Below are 18,534 nucleotides of genomic sequence, written 5' to 3'. Positions count from 1 at the left end.
TATTTTGTTGATTGATAATGGTATTTAAACCTAAACTTTTATTCCTCTTCATTGCGAATAGGAATTCCTTCTTTTTTTAGAATTTTAAGTGCATTGGTAGAACCTGAGACCCCATCTCGAATTTTGTAATCAAAATCCATTTGTCCACCTACTTCTAATTCAGTGAAATGAAATCGTTTGGCCCAGGGAATCTCTGCAAGTTTCAAATCATGTGTTGTTAAAAATACAATAGTCTGTTTCTCCCGTAATACAGAAAGTATCTCTCTCGTGGCAATATAACGCTCTTTCGAATTAGTCCCTTTCAAAATTTCATCTAAAAATAATATAGGTACTTGATCTGAATGTTCCGCAGTTTGAATGATGGAAGACAATCTTCTTACTTCACTATAAAAAAAGGAAACTCCATCTTCCATAGAATCTTGAGAACGAATCAGCGTATGAATTTTGAATTTAGGAAATTTAAAATTCGAACCAAGCACTGGTGCACCAGAACCGGCAAGTAACAAAGACATGGCGATAGATCTAAGGTAGGTTGTTTTGCCACTCATATTTGACCCAGTAACAATCATTAAATCTCCTGGTTCCATTTTGGCGAGAGGATTGAACACACGACTGGATTTAGGAAGGAGGGGATGGACTAAACTATCGGCACAAAGGGGACCAGAATTGGATAGTTCCGCAAAACGAGCTTCCGGAAACAAAAATCCAAAATTCACAAATGGTAAAATGGAATCTGTCCTTACCATTTGAACTTGCAGTTCATTCCAAAGTTTTCCAAATTTATTTTTCCATTTCTCAAGTGCTTTTATTTTCCAAAGATCCCATAAACACAGAATGTTTAAAATAAGATGAGGTAAGGGAGAAATTAGTAACTCAGAAGAATCTCCGAGCGAGGAAATTAGACCAATCATTTGTTTGGTGGACTTTCTTTCTTTTGCCAAATAAATAAAGGTTTTTTGAAACCTGGAAGCGGCAGAAGATAAAGCTCTAATTTCTTTCCATTGTTTTAAGGAGTCGCGACGATAACTCACAAATAAAATTCCGTTGGTAAGAAGTAGGAATGGAATGAGTGGTAGGTCAAATAACAATCCCAAAACAATATAAAAGGGTGAAAGGAATCCCCAAATCGGGAAAAAACCCTTTAAAAACCTCCTTTTTTTCCAAAACGAATCTTCTGCATGTACTTGCGGTAAAGAAAACTTTTCATTCGGTTCCCCGTCCGGTACTAAAAACTTACGTAAGAGGTGGTAACCATAGGAAGATTTTTTTTTAAGAATATGTTGAATCTCCGAAGGATCTGAATGGAGACTTGTATTTTCGATTGGTTCTTGTAAAAATCGTTTGAGATAAGTTTCAAATCCAATCTCTGTGATGGTAGTATCATAAATTCCCAAAAAGCCTTGTTTGGTGCAAAGATCCAAATCAATCGAAAGAGGATGGTTCCGTACCGTTTCAGGGTACTCCCAAAGTTCTCTTGTTTTAATTTTTTTGAACTCACCCCGGAGTCTTGAAAGTTCTTCTAAAATAAAAAAGTTAGTTTTTTGGGCGTATTGGATTTGGTTTTTACGTTTGGAATATAACTGAACCAAATAAGAAAAAGGCAGTAGAATTAAGAGCGAATATATATACTCTTTCCAGGATTGGTGACTGAGATAACAAAATAGAAGTGTTGCTACAAATGAAAAAAAAGTTACAAACCTGAGAACAGAAACTTTCCTTAATCTTTGCGACAGGAATTGAATTTTGTTTTGGTAACGTTTGTTCCTGTGAGTTAGGAACAGGAAAGTTGGATTAGTGGAAAAGAGGTCGTTCGTAATTTTCTTCTTCCCTGCGAGAAATCTCTGTGTCGAGAACACGAATGAGACTTCCTAAGTCATTTAATCTCCATTTGTCGATGAGACGACCTTTTTCCCGACCAGAAAATTTATTCAAATACAGAGTCCCAAATAGGTCTTCCCCGTACTCATAAGCAACGAAACGCCCGCTTCGTCTGCCAGTAGAATTTTCTAATCGAATCGTCATGGACGAATACCAATAATCAGAGAAAAAAAAATAGTACAAGCAAAATTTTTTACTTCAGGATATTCATTTTCCGGCGATACATATATTGGGGAAAGGCTACTTACCACGGATGGTGGGAAACCTTAATAGACAAATACCCCAGAAACCGGAAAGCACGGAGGCTTGTATGGATTTCTATCCCGATATGAATTTGGAGTTTAAAAGCTCCTTTGTGAAGACCAACCAGTTTTTAGCCAATACACAAGACGAAACATTGCTCCCGCAAATGGGACTTGCGGCTCGTAATCTACTCAATCTCGAACAAATGACCAAACTCCGCGAAATTCGCAAACGACACCTGAAAAAAGGACGCCAACGCGAAGGGTTCCACTGGGATTAAATGCCTAAATTTCTCTTGACCATCTGAAAGTAGGGCCTATCATAAAGACCGCTTTTAGATGGAGAGATATGGCAAATAACCTAGCAGAAGTTTATAAGGAATCCGCAGAAAAATTCGGTCCAAGACCCGCATTCTGGTATAAGAATGCTCAAAAGGATTACCAAGCCTTAACTTACAAGGAACTTTACGAAGATGGGCTCGCATTGGCAGAAGCCCTCATTGAATTAGGCGTAAAGGCTAGAGAACACGTAGGTGTTCTTGCTGACAATCGTATGGAATGGATCATCGCCGATTGTGCGGTGTTAACTGCAGGAGCAGCCAACGTTCCAAGGGGCTCAGACATTACTGATTCTGAAATCGTTTATATTTTGAATCATTCTGAAGCCAAAGTGGTTTTCGTCGAAAATGATAAAGTTTACGAAAAATATAAAAACAACAAATCGCAACTGAAGTTGGTGAAAACCGTAATTATTATGGATAAAGACACCAAACTAAAGTCAGGTGCTGGAATCCTTCATTTTTACGATCTCCTGGAACAAGGGAGAGATTTGCGTGCCAAAGGGAAACGTGAAGCAGAGAAACGAATGGCCGGAATCAAACCGGACGATTTGTACACTCTCATTTATACTTCTGGTACCACGGGAATGCCAAAAGGGGTTATGCTCATGCATTCCAATATGATTCACCAAATGCATTATGTGGTTCCACGTGTTGCTAAAGTATCACCGGATGATCGTCTTTTGTCTATTCTTCCTGTTTGGCATATCTTTGAACGAGTTGTGGAATACTTTGCCATCATCAACGGTGGTTCTACTTACTACACAAAAGTAACGGAACTTCGTAATGATATCCAAAAAGCAAGGCCAACCTTTATGGCTTCTGCTCCACGTGTTTGGGAAAGTATTTATAACGGAATTTATACTCGTATCAACGATCCAAAACAAACTCCTCCTGTAAGAAGAGTTTTGTTTAAAGTTGCCTACTTTTTTTCAAAACATTACCATGCCGCTGTTCGTTTCCTCAAAGGTTGGGAAGTGGATTATGTAGGAAGAAATATTTTTCAATCCTTAGTGTTGTCTCTTTTATCTATCGTTAAGCTTTTGTTAACTGGTCCATTCACGGTAACTATCCTTTCGTTAATTGCTGCACAGTTTGGATTACCTGAAGAAAGTCCCCTTAAGACTCCACTTTATGTTCTCGCTGGACTAGGAGTTTTATTTAATTCCTTTACCTTAGATCGCATTGTGCTCGCAAAAATTCGTCAAGCGACAGGTGGGCATTTACGTGCTACTCTCTCTGGTGGAGGAGCACTTCAAAAACACGTGGATGCTTTCTTTATGGATATTGGGATTACAGTTCTTGAAGGTTACGGTATGACCGAAACTGGGCCTGTGATTTCCGCAAGAACCTTTGATCGTCCCATTATGGGATCTGTGGGTGATATTGTTCCCCTTAGCCAAGTGCAACTTCGTGATGATGCGGGAAATGTCCTTTGTCATATCGACGACAAAAAAAATATCATCTTCGGTAAGTTAGGTGTGAAGGGTGTGGTCCATATCAAGGGACCTCAGGTAATGAAAGGGTATTACAAAAATCCAGAAACAACTAAAAAGACTATCGTAGACAATTGGTTGAACACGGGTGATATTGGAATGATTAACTTCAAAAAGACACTGACTCTTACGGGTCGTGCGAAGGATACAATCGTTCTACTCGGTGGAGAAAACGTAGAGCCTGTTCCAATTGAAAATAAGATTGATGAATCACCGTACATCAAGCAGTCGATGATTGTGGGCCAAGACCAAAAAGTTTTAGGAGCCATCATAGTTCCTGACTTTGATGCACTCATTCCTTGGGCGGAAGAAAACGGAATTTCGGAAAAAGATCCCGAGAAATTAATCACCAATCCACGTATCGTTGACTTCTATAAAAAGGAAGTTCGTAATTTTAACAGTGTTAAAACAGGCTTTAAAAATTTCGAACAAGTCCAGTATGTAACACTCATCACGAAACCATTTGAAGTGGGAGATGAGCTTACTAACTTAATGAAAATGAAACGACATGTGATTACCGAAAAATACAAAGACAGAATTTTGGAACTCTACAAAAACAGTTAATATGACTCCTTTTGCAGAGATCTTTCATGGAGACCGCATCTTGGAAATCAAGATGCAGTCGAATGAAAAGAATACTTTTGATTTCGAAGCTTTTGTATTATTTGAACAAATTTTAAACAAACATGCAAACAATCCCAATTTGCGTGTTTTGCTTTTTACATCCGCACAAACTCAGTTTTTTTCGAATGGGATTGAACCCACTCTGATGTATGGAAAAACAGAATCCGATGTGCGTAAGTCCGTTGAACAACTGTTACGAACAGCCCAAACTTATTTCCACTTTCCTGTTCCTACTATTGCAGTGGTGAATGGGCATTGTATGGCGGCGGGCGCAGTGTTTGCGTTGTTCTCTGATTATCGGTACATGGTTGATAAAGGGGCAAGGATTGGGTTTTCGGAAGCAATTGTGGGACTCAACTTTCCTTCCATCCCAACCATCATTTTACAGGACTTGGTGGGTGTAAAAGTCACTCGAGACCTTTTATTCACTGGAAAACAAATCAAAGGCCCTGAAGCAAAAGAAATCGGACTTGTAGATGAATTATTTAGCGCCGAATCATTGTTTGCTGAATCCTTGAAGTTTGCCGAGTCACTTGCCAAACTCACAAACAATTCTAGCCGTGGAATGAAAACAGCTTTAAGAGAACCTTATAGAAAAAAGATGGAATCTTTATTCCAAATAGATGCTGACCTTTTTACAAAAGTCATTTTATCGCCTGATGGCCAAGAAGGATTTTTGTCATTAATTGAGAAACGTAGACCTAAGTTCATTACTTGAATTTAGGTTCTTACTTTGTTTGATACTTTCTACATTCTGAGTAAAATTCTAGTCGGGAAATTGGTTTCTTAAAACTACCCCATTGACTCCATCATCATATTAAAAAGTCTAATGATAGGGAGTTATATTTATGGCAGAAAATCATTATTACAACGCAAAAGATTTAGGAAAGTTTGGAGAAATTGGAAGAACCAATCCTGCCCTTGCTGATAAATTTTTTGGATATTACAATGCAGTGATGGCAGAAGGTGCTCTTTCCGAAAGAGAAAAAGCCCTGATTGCACTGGCGGTTGCTCATGCATTAAAATGTCCTTATTGTATAGATGCGTATACAACCACCTCACTTCAAAAAGGCGCAGATGAAGCACAAATGAATGAAGCCGTTCACGTGGCAGCTGCGATGGCCGCAGGTATCAATTTGGTTCATAGTGTCCAAATGCAAAACAAAATTGATGAACTTTCTTTTTAGTTTATGGATGTAACTGAACAACATTCCACCTTACGTTCATATAGTGGAAAATCGTTTCTTGAAACTGTTGGAAAATCTATTCCTGCAAGATCTTTGAAGGTTTTCCAAATCAATGTAGGACGTTGGTGTAACCAAGCTTGTCGGCATTGCCACGTGGATGCCTCCCCTATACGAACGGAAGTGATGGATAAAACCACTGTAGATCTATGTTTGAATTTAATATCCAAAATTCCTGAAATAGAGACAGTCGACATCACAGGCGGCGCTCCTGAAGGAAATCCAAATTTTAAATACCTTGTAGAAGAAGTCACTAAGCTCGGCAAACGAATTATGGATCGTTGTAATTTAACGATTTTAGAGGAACCTGGTTACGAGTGGCTATATGATTTTTTAGTATCTCATAAGGTAGAAATCGTCTCCTCTCTTCCTTCGGTAATAGAAAGTACCACTGACAACCAAAGAGGAAAAGGTGTATTTCAAAAATCTATCACCGCCTTAAAGAAGTTAAATGCACTTGGTTATGGAGCCACACTTCCAATTAACTTAGTTTATAATCCCAATGGACTTTTTTTAAGTTCAGGACAGGTGCAATTGGAAAGAGAATATAAGGAAACTCTATTTAAAAAATATGGAATTGTTTTTAACCAGTTGTTTTGTATCAACAACCTTCCCATCAATCGATTTCTAGCCTCTTTGGTAAGGGCTGGTAAATTTGAAATGTATATGGATACTTTGGTTAATGCTTACAATCCCGCCACTGTGTCAGGACTTATGTGTTTGGACCAAATTTCCATTGGTTTTGATGGTTCAGTTTATGATTGTGATTTCAACCAAATGTTAGATTTGAAATCGAGAGAAGTAAAACATATTAAGGATTTCGATTTGCAATCTTTCCTTAGCCGAGAGATTGTAGTAGCAAATCATTGTTACGGGTGTACTGCCGGTGCGGGATCCAGTTGTGGTGGGGAGATTGTTTAGATGTCGATTCAAAATGAAAAAGACCTTCAGGGCATTTTAAAAGCAGGGAAGTTTGTTGCAAAGGTTCGTGAACTTTTAAAACTTCTGGCAAAACCTGGAGTGTCCACTTTAGAGCTGGACAACGCAGCCAAACTGGAATTTGAAACCGCAGGTGCCTTTTCGGCACCTAAGTTTGATTATAAGTTCCCTGGGTATACCTGTATTAGTACCAATTTTGAAATCGCACATGGAATTCCCAAAAAAGAAATCATCCTAAAAAATGGCGATTTAGTTAATATCGACGTTTCTGCCAAATTAGATGGATATTATGCCGACACAGGAATTTCTTTTATTGTGGGAAGTGCAAATGAAACACTTCACAAGTTATGTGAAACAGCTATTGAAGGAACTATGCGTGCCACAGAACAGGCGTTTACTGGAAATTATCTACGAAACATTGGAAGAGAAATTCATTCTGCTGCTGTAGAAAACGGATTTACTGTTATTAAAAATTTAGCAGGTCACGGTACTGGAAAAAAACTCCATGAAGAACCACAAGTTTTGGTTTATGAAGAAAAACGCGACCAAAGGAAATTGGGAAACGGTCTTGTCCTTGCTATTGAATCTTTTATTTCTACGGGAAGCCAAACTGCCTACGAAGAGGAAGATGGTTGGACACTTGTGGCAAGTAATCGTCGTGGGGAGCTAAGTTACGTGGCACAGTGTGAACATACAGTTATAGTCCAAAATGGTAGGCCCATCATCGCAACACTTTGACTTTAGAAATCATAGAATCGGGTGCTCCGCTAGAAAATGCTAGAGGTGCCATTATCCTTTGGCCGAGCACCGGTGGCAATGCAAGATCCTTTCGGATACGGGATGGTGAGCTAGAAACACTGGGCCTTCGGCTAATCAGGTTTAATCCCCCTTCCCACGGAAATTCAAAAGGAGTTTATGATCCCAAAACCGCCATACAGTTGATAGATGGTTATGTGAAGAAAAACGGATACAAAAACAAAGATTTGTATGGAATCGGGCATAGTGGGGGAGGGGCAGCCCTTATGATGTATGCCAAAGAAGTTCGTTTTCAAAAGTTATTTTTACTATCTCCTATTTTGGATAGTGTTCTTAGTCTTCGGCATTTGTATGAATCAAATTCGATTGAAGAGTTTAGTCGGCTTCTTCTTTTGCCTGGACTTTCCGATGATTTGGCTCCCAACAAACAAATATTAGAGACTCTATCGAGTCCTGAGTGGTTAGAAACCGAAAAAGTAGGCCATCTTAAGGTTCCCATCCAAAACTCTAGAATCCGGTTAGAAGATTTATCTCTTTTTTTAAAGAATCTTTTTTTACCAGGATTTGTGGTAGATCCTTCCTTGATCCAGAAAAGAACCGATTATACAATCTTTCTTCCGAATGAGGATAAGTGGTTTCCCAAAGAATACACAACTAGATTTGCAAAAGAGAACGGACTTAGTTGTATCGAAATCTCAGAAGCACCGGACCATTTTTTTTCTAGTTCCTGGCTTAGGGTTTGGAAACAAATCAAAACAATTGGTTTTGAAAAGAAAGCTTCTGATTAAGGTTTTAAATTCTATTTAATTCGTTTACAAATGAACTAGAGTCATTTAGAATCTCCTTCTGTATCTTTAAACCAAGAGAATTAGGTTAGGTACAAAAGGAGGATTTGTGGAAACCATTTACTTTACACTCATTGGGTTTGCGTTATGGACTCTCGGTCTCGGTGTGTTTTTAACTTCTTATCGAAGTGTTTTGGTGTTAATTGGCAAAAAGAAATCGAATGAATTCCCTGCGGGGATCCAACATGGAACAGACTTTAACTGGAGATTGAATCGTGCCCATCTCAATAGTTTGGAAAACCTTCCAATTTTTCTAACGGTTGTGTATTTAACTGCAAGTTTTGGAAAAATAGATAGTTTTGCCAACCAAGCTGGAATTGTGATTATAGGAGCAAGGGTTTTACAATCCCTCACTCATCTAACATCTACTGGTGTTCTGGCAGTGAACATTCGGTTTACATTTTATATGATTCAAATTGTAACCTATATTGTTCTGTTGGTGCGTTTATTTTAAACACCTTCCCGTTTTAAATCTCGGCTCATTAAAGCTTTGACTACTTCTTTCGGATCTTTGTCTTCGTATAACATTCGATAGACTTCTTGGGTGATGGCCATTTCCACACCCAGTTTGTCAGAAAGATTTTTTGCAGAAAGAGTGGTTTTGACACCTTCTGCCACTTCATTCATAGAAGCTAAAATATCTTTTAGTTTCTCTCCCTTACCCAAACGAAAGCCAACGGTACGGTTTCTTGATCCTTCCCCACAACAGGTAAGTACCAAATCTCCCATTCCCGATGGTCCAAGGAAGGTCATAGGATCTGCACCCATTTTGATCCCCATCCTTGTGATTTCGTTTAACCCACGTGTGATGAGAGCAGCCCTAGTATTTTGACCAAAACCAAGGCCGTCGGCAACTCCTGCTGCTATGGCGATTACGTTTTTCAATGAACCACCCACTTCGACCCCAACCACATCGGGGGTCCAATACGTCCGGAAGTATGTAAAACTAAAGATCTCTTGCACTCGTTTGGCGGTAGCCTCGTTTTTGGAAGCAATGGATACTATCGTTGGAACCCGCCTCACCATTTCTTTAGCAAAACTAGGTCCTGAAAGATAAGAAAGCTGGGAGTGGAATTGGCCCGGTAGTTCTGATTCAAAAATTTCTGACACAAGTCTTAAGCTTTCGTTTTCGATCCCTTTGGAAGCAGAAACAATCGGCACTTTGGGAGGAATATGGTCTTTTATTTCTTTTAGAATCCCCGAAAGAGCATGGCTTGGGGGAGCCGAAACGATCATGTCCTTATCTTTTACAACATGTATGAGATTGGTATCCGCCTTTAATTTCTCAGGGAGCACCAAATCAGGCATATGTTTGGTGTTCATATGTTTTTCGTTGATGGATCTTGCTTGATCTTCACTTCGTGTCCAAAGGGTCACGTCATAACCCTTGTCCGCTAAAATACTACCTAGTGCAGTGCCAAAACTTCCGGCGCCAATGATACCAATCTTCATGAGTTCAGTATTCTAAATCTGCTTTCCAAAAAGGCAATAGAAAATAAAATTAAAATATGCTTTTAACGGATCTTCTCCGTTTCAATCCACTGAATCTCTTTTTGCCACCCAAAGTGGTCCCAAAGAGTAATTATAAAGTTACCTTACTTCTTGGTAGCTTACGAAAGGTCATAGCCACTGAGATCATTGCCGAAGATCCCGATTTAGAGAGTTTGGATGTTTCTTCTGCGAAGGGAGAAGTCATATTGACCGGAGTTTACCGAATGGGTTGGCTATGGATTGCTCGTTTTTTGAACGTAGAATCCATTCATTACCGGGTTCGTTTAAAACCAGTTTCCGTGAAAGATAACAGAGCCCGCTTAAAAATTGTCGGTTATAGGGTTTGGGATACCAAACCAAGGCGATTTGATTTTGTTAGGTGGTTTGGTAAAGTAGATCCTTTCCACAAAAAAAAGGTTTTTGAATCCATTTTGAATGCTGCCCCACATCTTTTATCGATTACTGGACTCCAGTGGGAAATTCTGTTTGATCTAAATTATTTTTTGAATTTGGTTCCTACCATTGCGGGCAAAATTGATATCCAATACATCATTGGTGACAACAACGAATTGTATATTTTTGTAAGATCTTCTACCATCCTAAAACCTCTCGTTGATTTTTTTGGACCTGAATATTTAAAGATCGATTATATAGAAGAAGATCGAGACATTCAGATGTTACTTTGGGAAAATGAATAAATGAAAATCATTTATCTAACGGATATCCATGATGGACTTCATGGTCTAAAACGAATTCTGCAAACTACTGAGGCAGATTTGTATTTGTTTTCCGGAGATATTATTTATAAGGCATTTTTTTCTTTTGATCGTATCATCGATTTTTGTGGAGTCCAGGAAGAATTATATTATTTGTTAACGGAAAGAAAAGACGATTCCACTCCTTTTGATTTCACAACACACGCCATTCGTTTTCCTGAAAAGTATTCCACGGCAGTTGTAGAAAAATCGCAAAAGTATCGAGATTTGTATAAACTCGCTGCCAAAACGATGAAAGAAAAATATGAAATCATCGAAAAACTAATCATTAAATATGCAAAGTCGCCTGTTTACTGTTTACCGGGAAATTATGATTTAGACCTGCAATACACTGAACTTTACCAACGCGAAGTTCATAGAAAAAGTTTTGACTTTGCAAATTTAAAAGTATCCGGTTATGGTGGTGCTCCCATTTGGACCTCTGGAATTCCTGAAAAACTAACCGTTGTTTTTCATGAGTATACAAAGAACGGAAAAAACTATAGTGAACCAGAAGATTTTTTCCGAGAAGAACTCCCTGATATTTGTTGGATTCATAATCCAGCCTATGGATATTTTGATAACATTCCTGGAGTAGGGAAATGTGGAAGCCAAGGGATTCGTCGTTATTTAGATGATGAATCACCTTCTCTTGTGGTTTCTGGCCATGTCCACGAAGATCAAGGAATTAAAAAAACTAGAAATACTGTTTTTATTAATCCATCTAACTTTGGTGCTGTGGACTCTTTACATGGATTTCAGGAAGGAGGATATTATGCTGAAATCATTATGGAAGGAAAAAGTGTGGTTCAATCCAATCTTTGTCAATTGAGGGGAGAAGATTGGCACACTCTCATTGAAGTGGATTGTTCAGAAAAAGATTTGAAGTTAATTTCACAAAATCCCATTTCCACAGTGAGTTCCGAAGATTACATTAGAGGTAATTAAATGGTTACCTTTCTTACGATTTGTGGAGTTCTGTTTACAGTAGCCTTTTTTTTGTATGCACTTTCTGCCGTTGACAACCAAAGTTTAGATAAAAAAGAAAAGGAACGTCTTGCCAAAGAAGGAAATTTACGGGTCGGGGATCCTAGAAAAGTTTATGGCAAAGAAAAAGATCCCAATCTTCCTAGGCTTCGCCTATGTCCTGTTTGTGGGACTGTATTAAACAAAAACGAATTTTTATATGCTGCCATTTCTGCTTATACTAACAGTGAAGGGAAAAAACAGGCCCAAATTTACGGATGCAAATATTGTTATTTGATTTTGGATTCAGAAAAAAATACAAACAATTCTTCTGAAACAAGTGACCACGGATTTGGACCTCCAAAACCCACGGATGAATTATGAAACAGGAACTTGATTTATCACAAAGTCTGTCTTCGTTAAAAGGGATTGGACCAAAAAGAAAATCTGTCCTTTTAGAACATGGAATCGCAACTTTTTTTGAACTACTGACATATTTTCCACGTCGTTACTTAGATCGTAACTTTACAAAGGATATTATTTTAAAACAAGGAGATATAGTTACTCTCCTAGGAACCATCGCTGATAGTTATATTGTTCATGGAAAAAAAAGCAGGTTACTTGTTGGATTCAGAACTTTAAACAATGAACGTATCAATTTGGTATTCTTTCGTGGTGTGAATTTTTTTCATAAGATTTTCACCGTGGACAGGAAAGTGGTGATCTCAGGAAAACTGGAGTATTTTAAAGGATATCAAATTGTCCACCCTGAGTATGAATTTTTATCAGACAAGGATGATCCAGAAGATTCCATTCATGCAGGACGTATCATTCCCCTTTATCCATCCACAGAGGCTTTGAAAGAAGAAGGTCTTGATTCTAAGGGACTACGAAAATTGATGTTTCAAGTTTTGGAAGGAGGCAATATCATAGAAAACCTCCCTTCAAAATTAATCAAAAAACGATCGTTAATCGGTCGTGATAAAGCCTTTCATGAAATACATTTTCCTGAAACTATGGAAGCTGTGCAAATTGCACGGAAAAGGTTTGCTTACGAAGAATTCTTTTATTTTCAACGACTACTTCTATACAAACAAAGAGAAAGACAAAAAATAAAACGGATGCTTTGGCCACTTCCCCAATCTCCCTCAAGAGAAAATTTGGAAAAAAATCTTCCTTTCGAATTGACGGAAGACCAAAAACTGGCTGTAAATACAATTCTCTCACAAACTAGTTCGGATTCTCCTGCCGCATTTTTGTTACAAGGAGATGTAGGTTCAGGAAAAACAATAACGGCCTTACTCATTGCTCTTCACTATATTGATAACCATATCCAAGTAGTATTTTTAGCTCCTACGGAAATTTTAGCCCGCCAACATTATCAAACTATTTATAAATTTATGGGGAATATGCCTTTTCTTGGCATTGAACTACTGCTTGGTGGAGAAAATAAAAAAACTCGTTCGGAAAAATTGGCCAGAATCAAAACAGGAGAGTCGAATATCATTATTGGAACACACTCCCTATTGCAAGAAGATGTAGCTTTTTCTGATTTAGGACTTGTTGTGATTGATGAACAACATAAGTTCGGTGTGGACCAAAGAGAAACCATACGCTCCAAAGGAAAAAATCCAGATATATTGGCGATGACGGCCACACCGATTCCACGAACCCTTTGTCTAACCTTATATGGTGATTTAACCTTAGTAAATATCAAAACAAAACCCAAAGGCCGTAAACCCATTGACACTCGTTGGTACAAGGAAGACCGAAGAAACGGAGTTTATAATTCGATTCGTAAGTATGTGAGTTCAGGAAGACAATGTTATATTGTATATCCATTAGTGGAGGAATCAGAAAAGGTAGACTTAGAATCCTGCACAGTTGCTTATGAGAACTTAAGTACCAATGTATTTCCTGATCTCAAAATTGGTTTGTTACACGGTAAAATGAAAAGTGCAGACAAAGATTCTGTGATGGAAAAATTCAAATCAGGAGAAATCCAAATCCTTGTTACAACCACAGTAGTGGAAGTAGGAGTTGATGTTCCCAATGCCACCATTTTGGTAGTAGAACATGCGGACCGATTTGGAATTTCCCAATTACACCAGTTACGTGGTCGCGTGGGCAGAAGTGATATAGAAAGTTTTTGTATATTGATGACTGGTGATTTTATCAGTGACGAAGGAAGAGATCGTTTAGAAGCACTTGTTGCATCTAATGATGGGTATTATTTAGCTGAAAAAGATTTGGCAATTCGAGGTCCAGGAGAACTGCTTGGTGTCAAACAAAGTGGTCTTCCTGAGTTTAAAATTGCCGATTTAGTTTCTGATCGGAGTTTGCTTGACGAAGCTAAGGAAGATGCATCCTCTCTTCCTTTAGATGATCCCAATGAAGCCGCAGAATTGAGTACAAGATTCAGCGAAGGCAAATTTTTATTTGCGAATTAGTCGTAAAAATTTTAATGAACTTAATTATGTTACGAACTAAATACATTACTTTGTTATTCGTTTCTTTATTTTTAGTATGCGGTGAAAAACCGGTTAAAACTACCGATTCTGATTTGTATTTAGGTATTGATAAAAGATCATATTTAACCGGAAAATTTAATTCTCCCGGGCCGTTAATGCCTGTTATATTAGAAGAAAATGGAAAGGACCATTTTCTTCGGCCTGACGTAAAAAAAGCCCTCCATCAGATGATCAATGACTTTGAAGATTCAAAACCATCCACATACAAACAACATATTTTTTTGGTTTCTTCCTTTCGAAATTTTAATCATCAAAAAGGAATTTGGGAATCCAAATTCACTGGTAAAAAAACAATGCGTGTTCCTATTAAAGGAAAATCTCCAGAAGAAATTATCAACTTGATATTAGAATTTTCTAGTGCACCAGGAACTTCTCGCCACCATTGGGGAACCGATTTTGATATCAATGCTTTGGATAACGCTTATTTCGAAGAAAATGGAAAAGGAAAAATTCTTTACGATTGGCTAATACAAAATGCGTCAAAATACGGATTTTGTCAACCTTACAGCCATTTATCGACAAGGAACAATAAAGGATACCAAGAAGAAAAATGGCACTGGTCTTATGCGCCAATTTCTAACAGACTCACAAAGGAATGGATCAAAGGATTTACAACCGGTGAGATTCAATTGACTGGGAGTTTTTTAGGAGCTGATGTTCTTGGAGACCGGGCTTTGGATTACGTAAGTTCCATAAACCCGGATTGCGAAAAAATTAAGACTCCTTCTTTATAAGTTTTTATACAGGTTCCACATACTCGAAAGTAGCGTTTCTGCATCACTATAAACAGGTTTCCAATTCAAAAGTTCTCTTGCTTTTGCAGAAGATGCGAGGAGTTTTGCTGGATCACCGGCTCGCCTAGGACCTGTTTTGTGAGGAATGGTTTTCCCAACAACTTTTTCCGAAAGGTCTGCCATTTCTTTGACTGAATATCCCGATTCCGAACCTAAATTTACTGTCAAACTTTCGTTTTTTGACATGATATAGTTTAGGGCTAAAACATGGGCCTTAGCTAAATCAGATACATGAATGTAGTCACGAACACAAGTTCCATCTTCTGTTTCGTAATCTGTTCCAAAAATTTCGTAACCATTACGAATTCCTGATGCCACTTCCATAATGATCGGTAACAGATTTGCAGGAGTTTTTTCGATTCCTTTGATCCTGCCTTTAGGATCATAACCCGCTGCATTGAAATAACGTAGTCGAGCTGATTTTAATCCCTTTAGTTTATCAAACCATTCCAAGTTTTCTTCAATACATAACTTTGTATAACCATAGTAGTTTTCTGGATTTAAAGGATGTTTTTCATCTATAGGAAGATATTTTGGAGCACCATAAACTGCTGCAGAAGAAGAAAAAACTATATACTGGCATCCGTATTTTACCATTGCATCTAACAAAGTAAAGGTTCCATTTAAGTTATTCATTGTATACTTAAGTGGGTCTGTCATAGATTCACCAGCAGCTTTCCAGGCAGCAAAGTGAAATACAGCATCTATTTTTTTTGCAAACGCTTGCTTTAAAATTTCAGGATTTTGGATTTCGCCTTTGATGAATTCGTTTCCAGGAAATAAATTGGCTTCGTTTCCCTTTTCCATGTCATCTACAATGAGAATCTCATGGCCAAGTTCCATCAGTTCTAATACAATATGACTTCCAATATAACCGGCTCCCCCGGTTACGAGAATTCTCATTCTACGTCCGATCCACCTGAAACAAAACGATGGTCTACCACTCCACGTTTGCTTGTTTCAAAGAATTCAATAATCTTTTGAACTTCTGGAGCAGGGTTTGGATCTTTTTTTAGTTCAGTAAGCGCTTGTTTGGTGTTCAGTCCACTATGATAAATGGTTTTATATACGCGTTTGATTGCCAAACGAACATCAGCAGAAATTCCTGCACGTTTCATTCCAACTACGTTTAAACTTACTACGGCACCTGGGTGTCCATCCACTGTAGCATAAGGAGGGACATCTTTCACTACCTTTGTAAGACCAGCTAACATTGCATAATCAGAAACTCTTACAAATTGGTGGACACCAACGGATCCAGATATAAAAACTTTGTTACCGATGATTACATGGCCCGCAAGCATAGTGTTTTGGACCATAATATTGTGGTCACCTACAATCACATCATGGGCAATATGAACATTACCCATAAGGTAGTTATGGTTACCAATCACTGTAGCTTTTCCTTCTACAGTTCCACGATGGAAAATGACGTTTTCACGCATGTGATTGTGGTCACCAATTTCTAAGTACGTTTTGGTTTCCGGTTTGAAGGCTAAATCTTGTGGTAATCCGCCGAAACTTCCCCCCGAAGATATTTTATTGAACTTACCAATTCGAGTTCCAGATAGGATCTTAACGTGGGATTCAATGACGGTTCCTTCGCCGATTTTGACATCTTTTTCGATGATACAAAACGGTCCAACTTCAACGGACTCGTGGAGTTCCGCCTTCGGATCGATGATGGCTGTGGGGTGAATTTTCATAGTGTTTTACAAAAAAAACCAATTCCGAAGGCCTGCAAATGATTTTTTAAAATGTAATTTACACGCTTTTCTTAGTCTGTTTACTTTTGATTGGATGGTGTAACTTGCTTATAGATTGGTCACGTATAGAATCTTTAGTAGATATGAATGATCCTGAGGATCAGGCCTGGTTAAAAGAGATGATCGCCTCTCTTTTGGAAAATATGGCGACTCGGGTTGAAAATTTAGGACGGCTTTTGGTATCCAAAGAACAAAAGGATTTGCAAGCAGAGCTACACCAAATCAAAGGAGTGGCTGCGAATTTTGGCCTGGCCGCCCTCTCAGAAGTGGTGATCAAAGCGGAAGGTTTCGCAAAAACCGGAGAAATAGACGCTTCAGTGGAAGAAGGAAAAAAAATCGCACCCATCTGGGAATCCACCAGACAAGAATTAGAAAAAAAGTTTTCCACATAAAAAAGTCTATTTCTGCTTAGTTTGCGGCTGACATTTCAACAGCCGCCTTACTACCATTATAGATACCTTCTATTGTATTTCTAATCACCGATTCATTCATCCGTAACAACAAATCTGATGATTCTGAGAAAATATGAATGAGTTCTTTTGCATGTATCACTTCCCTACATTCTACTGTGCCTTCACCAAGTTCTAAGGATCTAACGACAGAGGCGGCTTCATGGTCGCCGACGCGACGAATAAAAAGTTTGGGAACAGGATAAAAAGCAAGTTCTGATGGTTTCGTTACAAGGACATCAGTAATGCGAATGAGTTTTTCGGTGGCAGAAAAGGCCTCGGTATGAGATGGAAAATGAAATAAAACCACTGGTGGATTGTTTTCATGATCTTCTGAACGCAAAGGATGACGTTCTATAAAATGAATTAAATCATCCCAATTATCAATCGATAAATAAGGAATTTTTTGAACGATAAGAAAAGTTTCAATAGATTTTAATACTTTGGAGTGGTCTCCTGTGTTGATCCAAAACACTGCTTTTTTATTCTGTAAATGTTTCTTGGAGAGTCGAATCAAATCTAACACATAACCTTTCTGAGCACCAGCTCCCCCGATCGGAATGAGAAACCTTCTACATTTTTTCGAATCAATTCTTCGCACCCGATTTTCACTATCAGTAACAGCATTGGAAACTACATCTTCCGACACCCAATGACCTGCGACGGCAAGATTTTCTTTGGGAACACCCATCTGAATGAACTTCGTATAGGCAGAAGGTGATTGGACTAAGTTCAGCGCTTGTGGTACAAGTAAATAATACTGGGGATAATTATCACAAATGAGATGGATTGTTTTTTGAAATCCTGAAGCCACTGCAATCTGGCCATTTAACGGATATGTGGTGATTACGGAAGAGTCCTTCGGAATTCCATTCATCAGTCCTTTATATAATTCTGCTAACTGGCATGAAAGTTCTAAGGAAGTTAGATTTCCTTGGGACATAAGTGTTCCCCAAAGCCATTCCACAGGTCCTCCAATTTCGGCACTCAGTCTAGAAAAATAGCTATAACCAGAATCTATATCTGCAATTGCTTTAGTTTCAGGCGAATCGATGGCAAGTAGATCATGTAAGTAAGTGGGAATTTGTTTTTTTATCGAATGCGAATAAACGGAGAGAGCCATGCGGTGATGGCCGTATCCCATACGAATACTTCCCACTACTAATCGTTTTTGGATCGGATTTAGACCCTTGTCAGAAATCAGTTCCAAACCAGGGTATAATGGTGATGGGGTTGAAAACAATGGAACAGAAGAGCTGCCGATAGAATACTTTTTTTGTAGGATTCCTCGAATGAGACCTGCGGTTTGTTTAGATAAAAAGCTGGTTTCCAGGCCGAACATGGGTTCTCGATTCATTCAAGGAAGTCTATCGATCTTGGATTCTCTTTCAAGTGAAATTTCAATTCTTAGCTGACAGGT

Annotated in this window: 20 protein-coding genes; 14 read left to right on the top strand and 6 right to left on the bottom strand. The window is 38.4% G+C overall.

Translation table 11 applies throughout. The annotated features are described in order from the left end of the window. Nucleotides 1-38: 38 nt before the first annotated feature. Both ND811_RS00510 and ND811_RS00505 read right to left on the bottom strand, forming a co-directional pair. The gene (locus ND811_RS00510; protein ID WP_265350861.1) at nt 39-1,589 is read right to left on the bottom strand and encodes a MutS-related protein; all 1,551 of its coding nucleotides are present in this window, start codon (nt 1,587-1,589) and stop codon (nt 39-41) included. Between the two features lie 202 nt (nt 1,590-1,791). Further along, entirely contained in the window at nt 1,792-2,022 is a 231-nt protein-coding gene (locus tag ND811_RS00505; RefSeq protein ID WP_012476097.1) for a hypothetical protein, read from the bottom strand. Between the two features lie 166 nt (nt 2,023-2,188). Here ND811_RS00505 and ND811_RS00500 point away from each other — a divergent pair, with 166 nt between their 5' ends. The 8 genes from ND811_RS00500 (at nt 2,189) to ND811_RS00465 (ending at nt 8,816) form a co-directional block, all read left to right on the top strand. After that, entirely contained in the window at nt 2,189-2,401 is a 213-nt protein-coding gene (locus ND811_RS00500) for a hypothetical protein (protein WP_265350862.1), read from the top strand. Nucleotides 2,402-2,469: 68 nt separating this feature from the next. Continuing rightward, nucleotides 2,470-4,518: an AMP-dependent synthetase/ligase gene (locus ND811_RS00495; RefSeq protein ID WP_265350863.1), complete on the top strand. Its 2,049-nt coding sequence runs from the start codon at nt 2,470-2,472 to the stop codon at nt 4,516-4,518. Between the two features lies 1 nt (nt 4,519). Then, entirely contained in the window at nt 4,520-5,296 is a 777-nt protein-coding gene (locus ND811_RS00490) for an enoyl-CoA hydratase/isomerase family protein (RefSeq protein ID WP_265350864.1), read from the top strand. A gap of 130 nt (nt 5,297-5,426) precedes the next feature. After that, the gene (locus ND811_RS00485; protein ID WP_012387371.1) at nt 5,427-5,765 is read left to right on the top strand and encodes an arsenosugar biosynthesis-associated peroxidase-like protein; all 339 of its coding nucleotides are present in this window, start codon (nt 5,427-5,429) and stop codon (nt 5,763-5,765) included. 3 nt (nt 5,766-5,768) lie between these two features. Continuing rightward, the gene (gene arsS / locus ND811_RS00480) at nt 5,769-6,743 is read left to right on the top strand and encodes an arsenosugar biosynthesis radical SAM (seleno)protein ArsS (RefSeq protein WP_265350865.1); all 975 of its coding nucleotides are present in this window, start codon (nt 5,769-5,771) and stop codon (nt 6,741-6,743) included. Then, entirely contained in the window at nt 6,744-7,499 is a 756-nt protein-coding gene (gene map / locus ND811_RS00475; protein WP_265350866.1) for a type I methionyl aminopeptidase, read from the top strand. Further along, entirely contained in the window at nt 7,496-8,305 is an 810-nt protein-coding gene (locus ND811_RS00470) for an alpha/beta fold hydrolase (protein WP_265350867.1), read from the top strand. Before map ends, ND811_RS00470 begins: the two co-directional genes overlap by 4 nt. Nucleotides 8,306-8,411: 106 nt before the next feature. After that, entirely contained in the window at nt 8,412-8,816 is a 405-nt protein-coding gene (locus ND811_RS00465; RefSeq protein ID WP_265350868.1) for an MAPEG family protein, read from the top strand. On the opposite strand, the gene ND811_RS00460 is transcribed toward ND811_RS00465, so the two are convergent. Further along, on the bottom strand, nt 8,813-9,814 hold the full coding sequence (locus tag ND811_RS00460; RefSeq protein WP_265350869.1) for an NAD(P)H-dependent glycerol-3-phosphate dehydrogenase: 1,002 nt from the start codon (nt 9,812-9,814) through the stop codon (nt 8,813-8,815). The two genes, ND811_RS00465 and ND811_RS00460, sit on opposite strands and share 4 nt — an antisense overlap. 56 nt (nt 9,815-9,870) lie before the next feature. Between ND811_RS00460 and ND811_RS00455 the strand changes: the two genes are divergently transcribed. From ND811_RS00455 to ND811_RS00435, 5 genes are read left to right on the top strand one after another with little or no spacing between them, the layout of a single operon-like run. Next, on the top strand, nt 9,871-10,551 hold the full coding sequence (locus ND811_RS00455; protein ID WP_265350870.1) for a hypothetical protein: 681 nt from the start codon (nt 9,871-9,873) through the stop codon (nt 10,549-10,551). Continuing rightward, a complete protein-coding gene (locus ND811_RS00450) occupies nt 10,552-11,556 on the top strand; it encodes a metallophosphoesterase family protein (RefSeq protein ID WP_265350871.1) in 1,005 nt (334 codons plus the stop codon). After that, nucleotides 11,557-11,958, top strand: a complete 402-nt coding sequence (locus ND811_RS00445; protein WP_265350872.1) for a hypothetical protein — start codon at nt 11,557-11,559, stop codon at nt 11,956-11,958. It begins immediately after the preceding gene. Then, the gene (gene recG, locus ND811_RS00440) at nt 11,955-14,024 is read left to right on the top strand and encodes an ATP-dependent DNA helicase RecG (protein ID WP_265350873.1); all 2,070 of its coding nucleotides are present in this window, start codon (nt 11,955-11,957) and stop codon (nt 14,022-14,024) included. The genes ND811_RS00445 and recG overlap by 4 nt, the downstream gene beginning before the upstream one ends. Nucleotides 14,025-14,038: 14 nt before the next feature. Further along, the gene (locus tag ND811_RS00435) at nt 14,039-14,839 is read left to right on the top strand and encodes a M15 family metallopeptidase (RefSeq protein ID WP_265350874.1); all 801 of its coding nucleotides are present in this window, start codon (nt 14,039-14,041) and stop codon (nt 14,837-14,839) included. Here ND811_RS00435 and galE read toward each other — a convergent pair. Together galE and lpxA are read right to left on the bottom strand one after the other, a co-directional pair. Then, nucleotides 14,834-15,802: a UDP-glucose 4-epimerase GalE gene (gene galE / locus ND811_RS00430; protein ID WP_265350875.1), complete on the bottom strand. Its 969-nt coding sequence runs from the start codon at nt 15,800-15,802 to the stop codon at nt 14,834-14,836. The two genes, ND811_RS00435 and galE, sit on opposite strands and share 6 nt — an antisense overlap. Further along, entirely contained in the window at nt 15,799-16,605 is an 807-nt protein-coding gene (lpxA, locus tag ND811_RS00425; RefSeq protein WP_265350876.1) for an acyl-ACP--UDP-N-acetylglucosamine O-acyltransferase, read from the bottom strand. Before lpxA ends, galE begins: the two co-directional genes overlap by 4 nt. Nucleotides 16,606-16,748: 143 nt before the next feature. Between lpxA and ND811_RS00420 the strand changes: the two genes are divergently transcribed. Beyond that, a complete protein-coding gene (locus tag ND811_RS00420; RefSeq protein WP_265350877.1) occupies nt 16,749-17,057 on the top strand; it encodes an Hpt domain-containing protein in 309 nt (102 codons plus the stop codon). 16 nt (nt 17,058-17,073) lie between these two features. Here ND811_RS00420 and ND811_RS00415 read toward each other — a convergent pair whose 3' ends face one another. Beyond that, the gene (locus ND811_RS00415) at nt 17,074-18,471 is read right to left on the bottom strand and encodes a DUF6938 domain-containing protein (RefSeq protein ID WP_265350878.1); all 1,398 of its coding nucleotides are present in this window, start codon (nt 18,469-18,471) and stop codon (nt 17,074-17,076) included. Nucleotides 18,472-18,534 lie beyond the last annotated feature (63 nt).

Origin of the sequence: Leptospira soteropolitanensis, from assembly GCF_026151655.1 — a bacterium.
Taxonomy (GTDB): Bacteria; Spirochaetota; Leptospiria; order Leptospirales; family Leptospiraceae; genus Leptospira_A; species Leptospira_A soteropolitanensis.
This window is presented reverse-complemented; position numbering and strand designations above follow the sequence as displayed.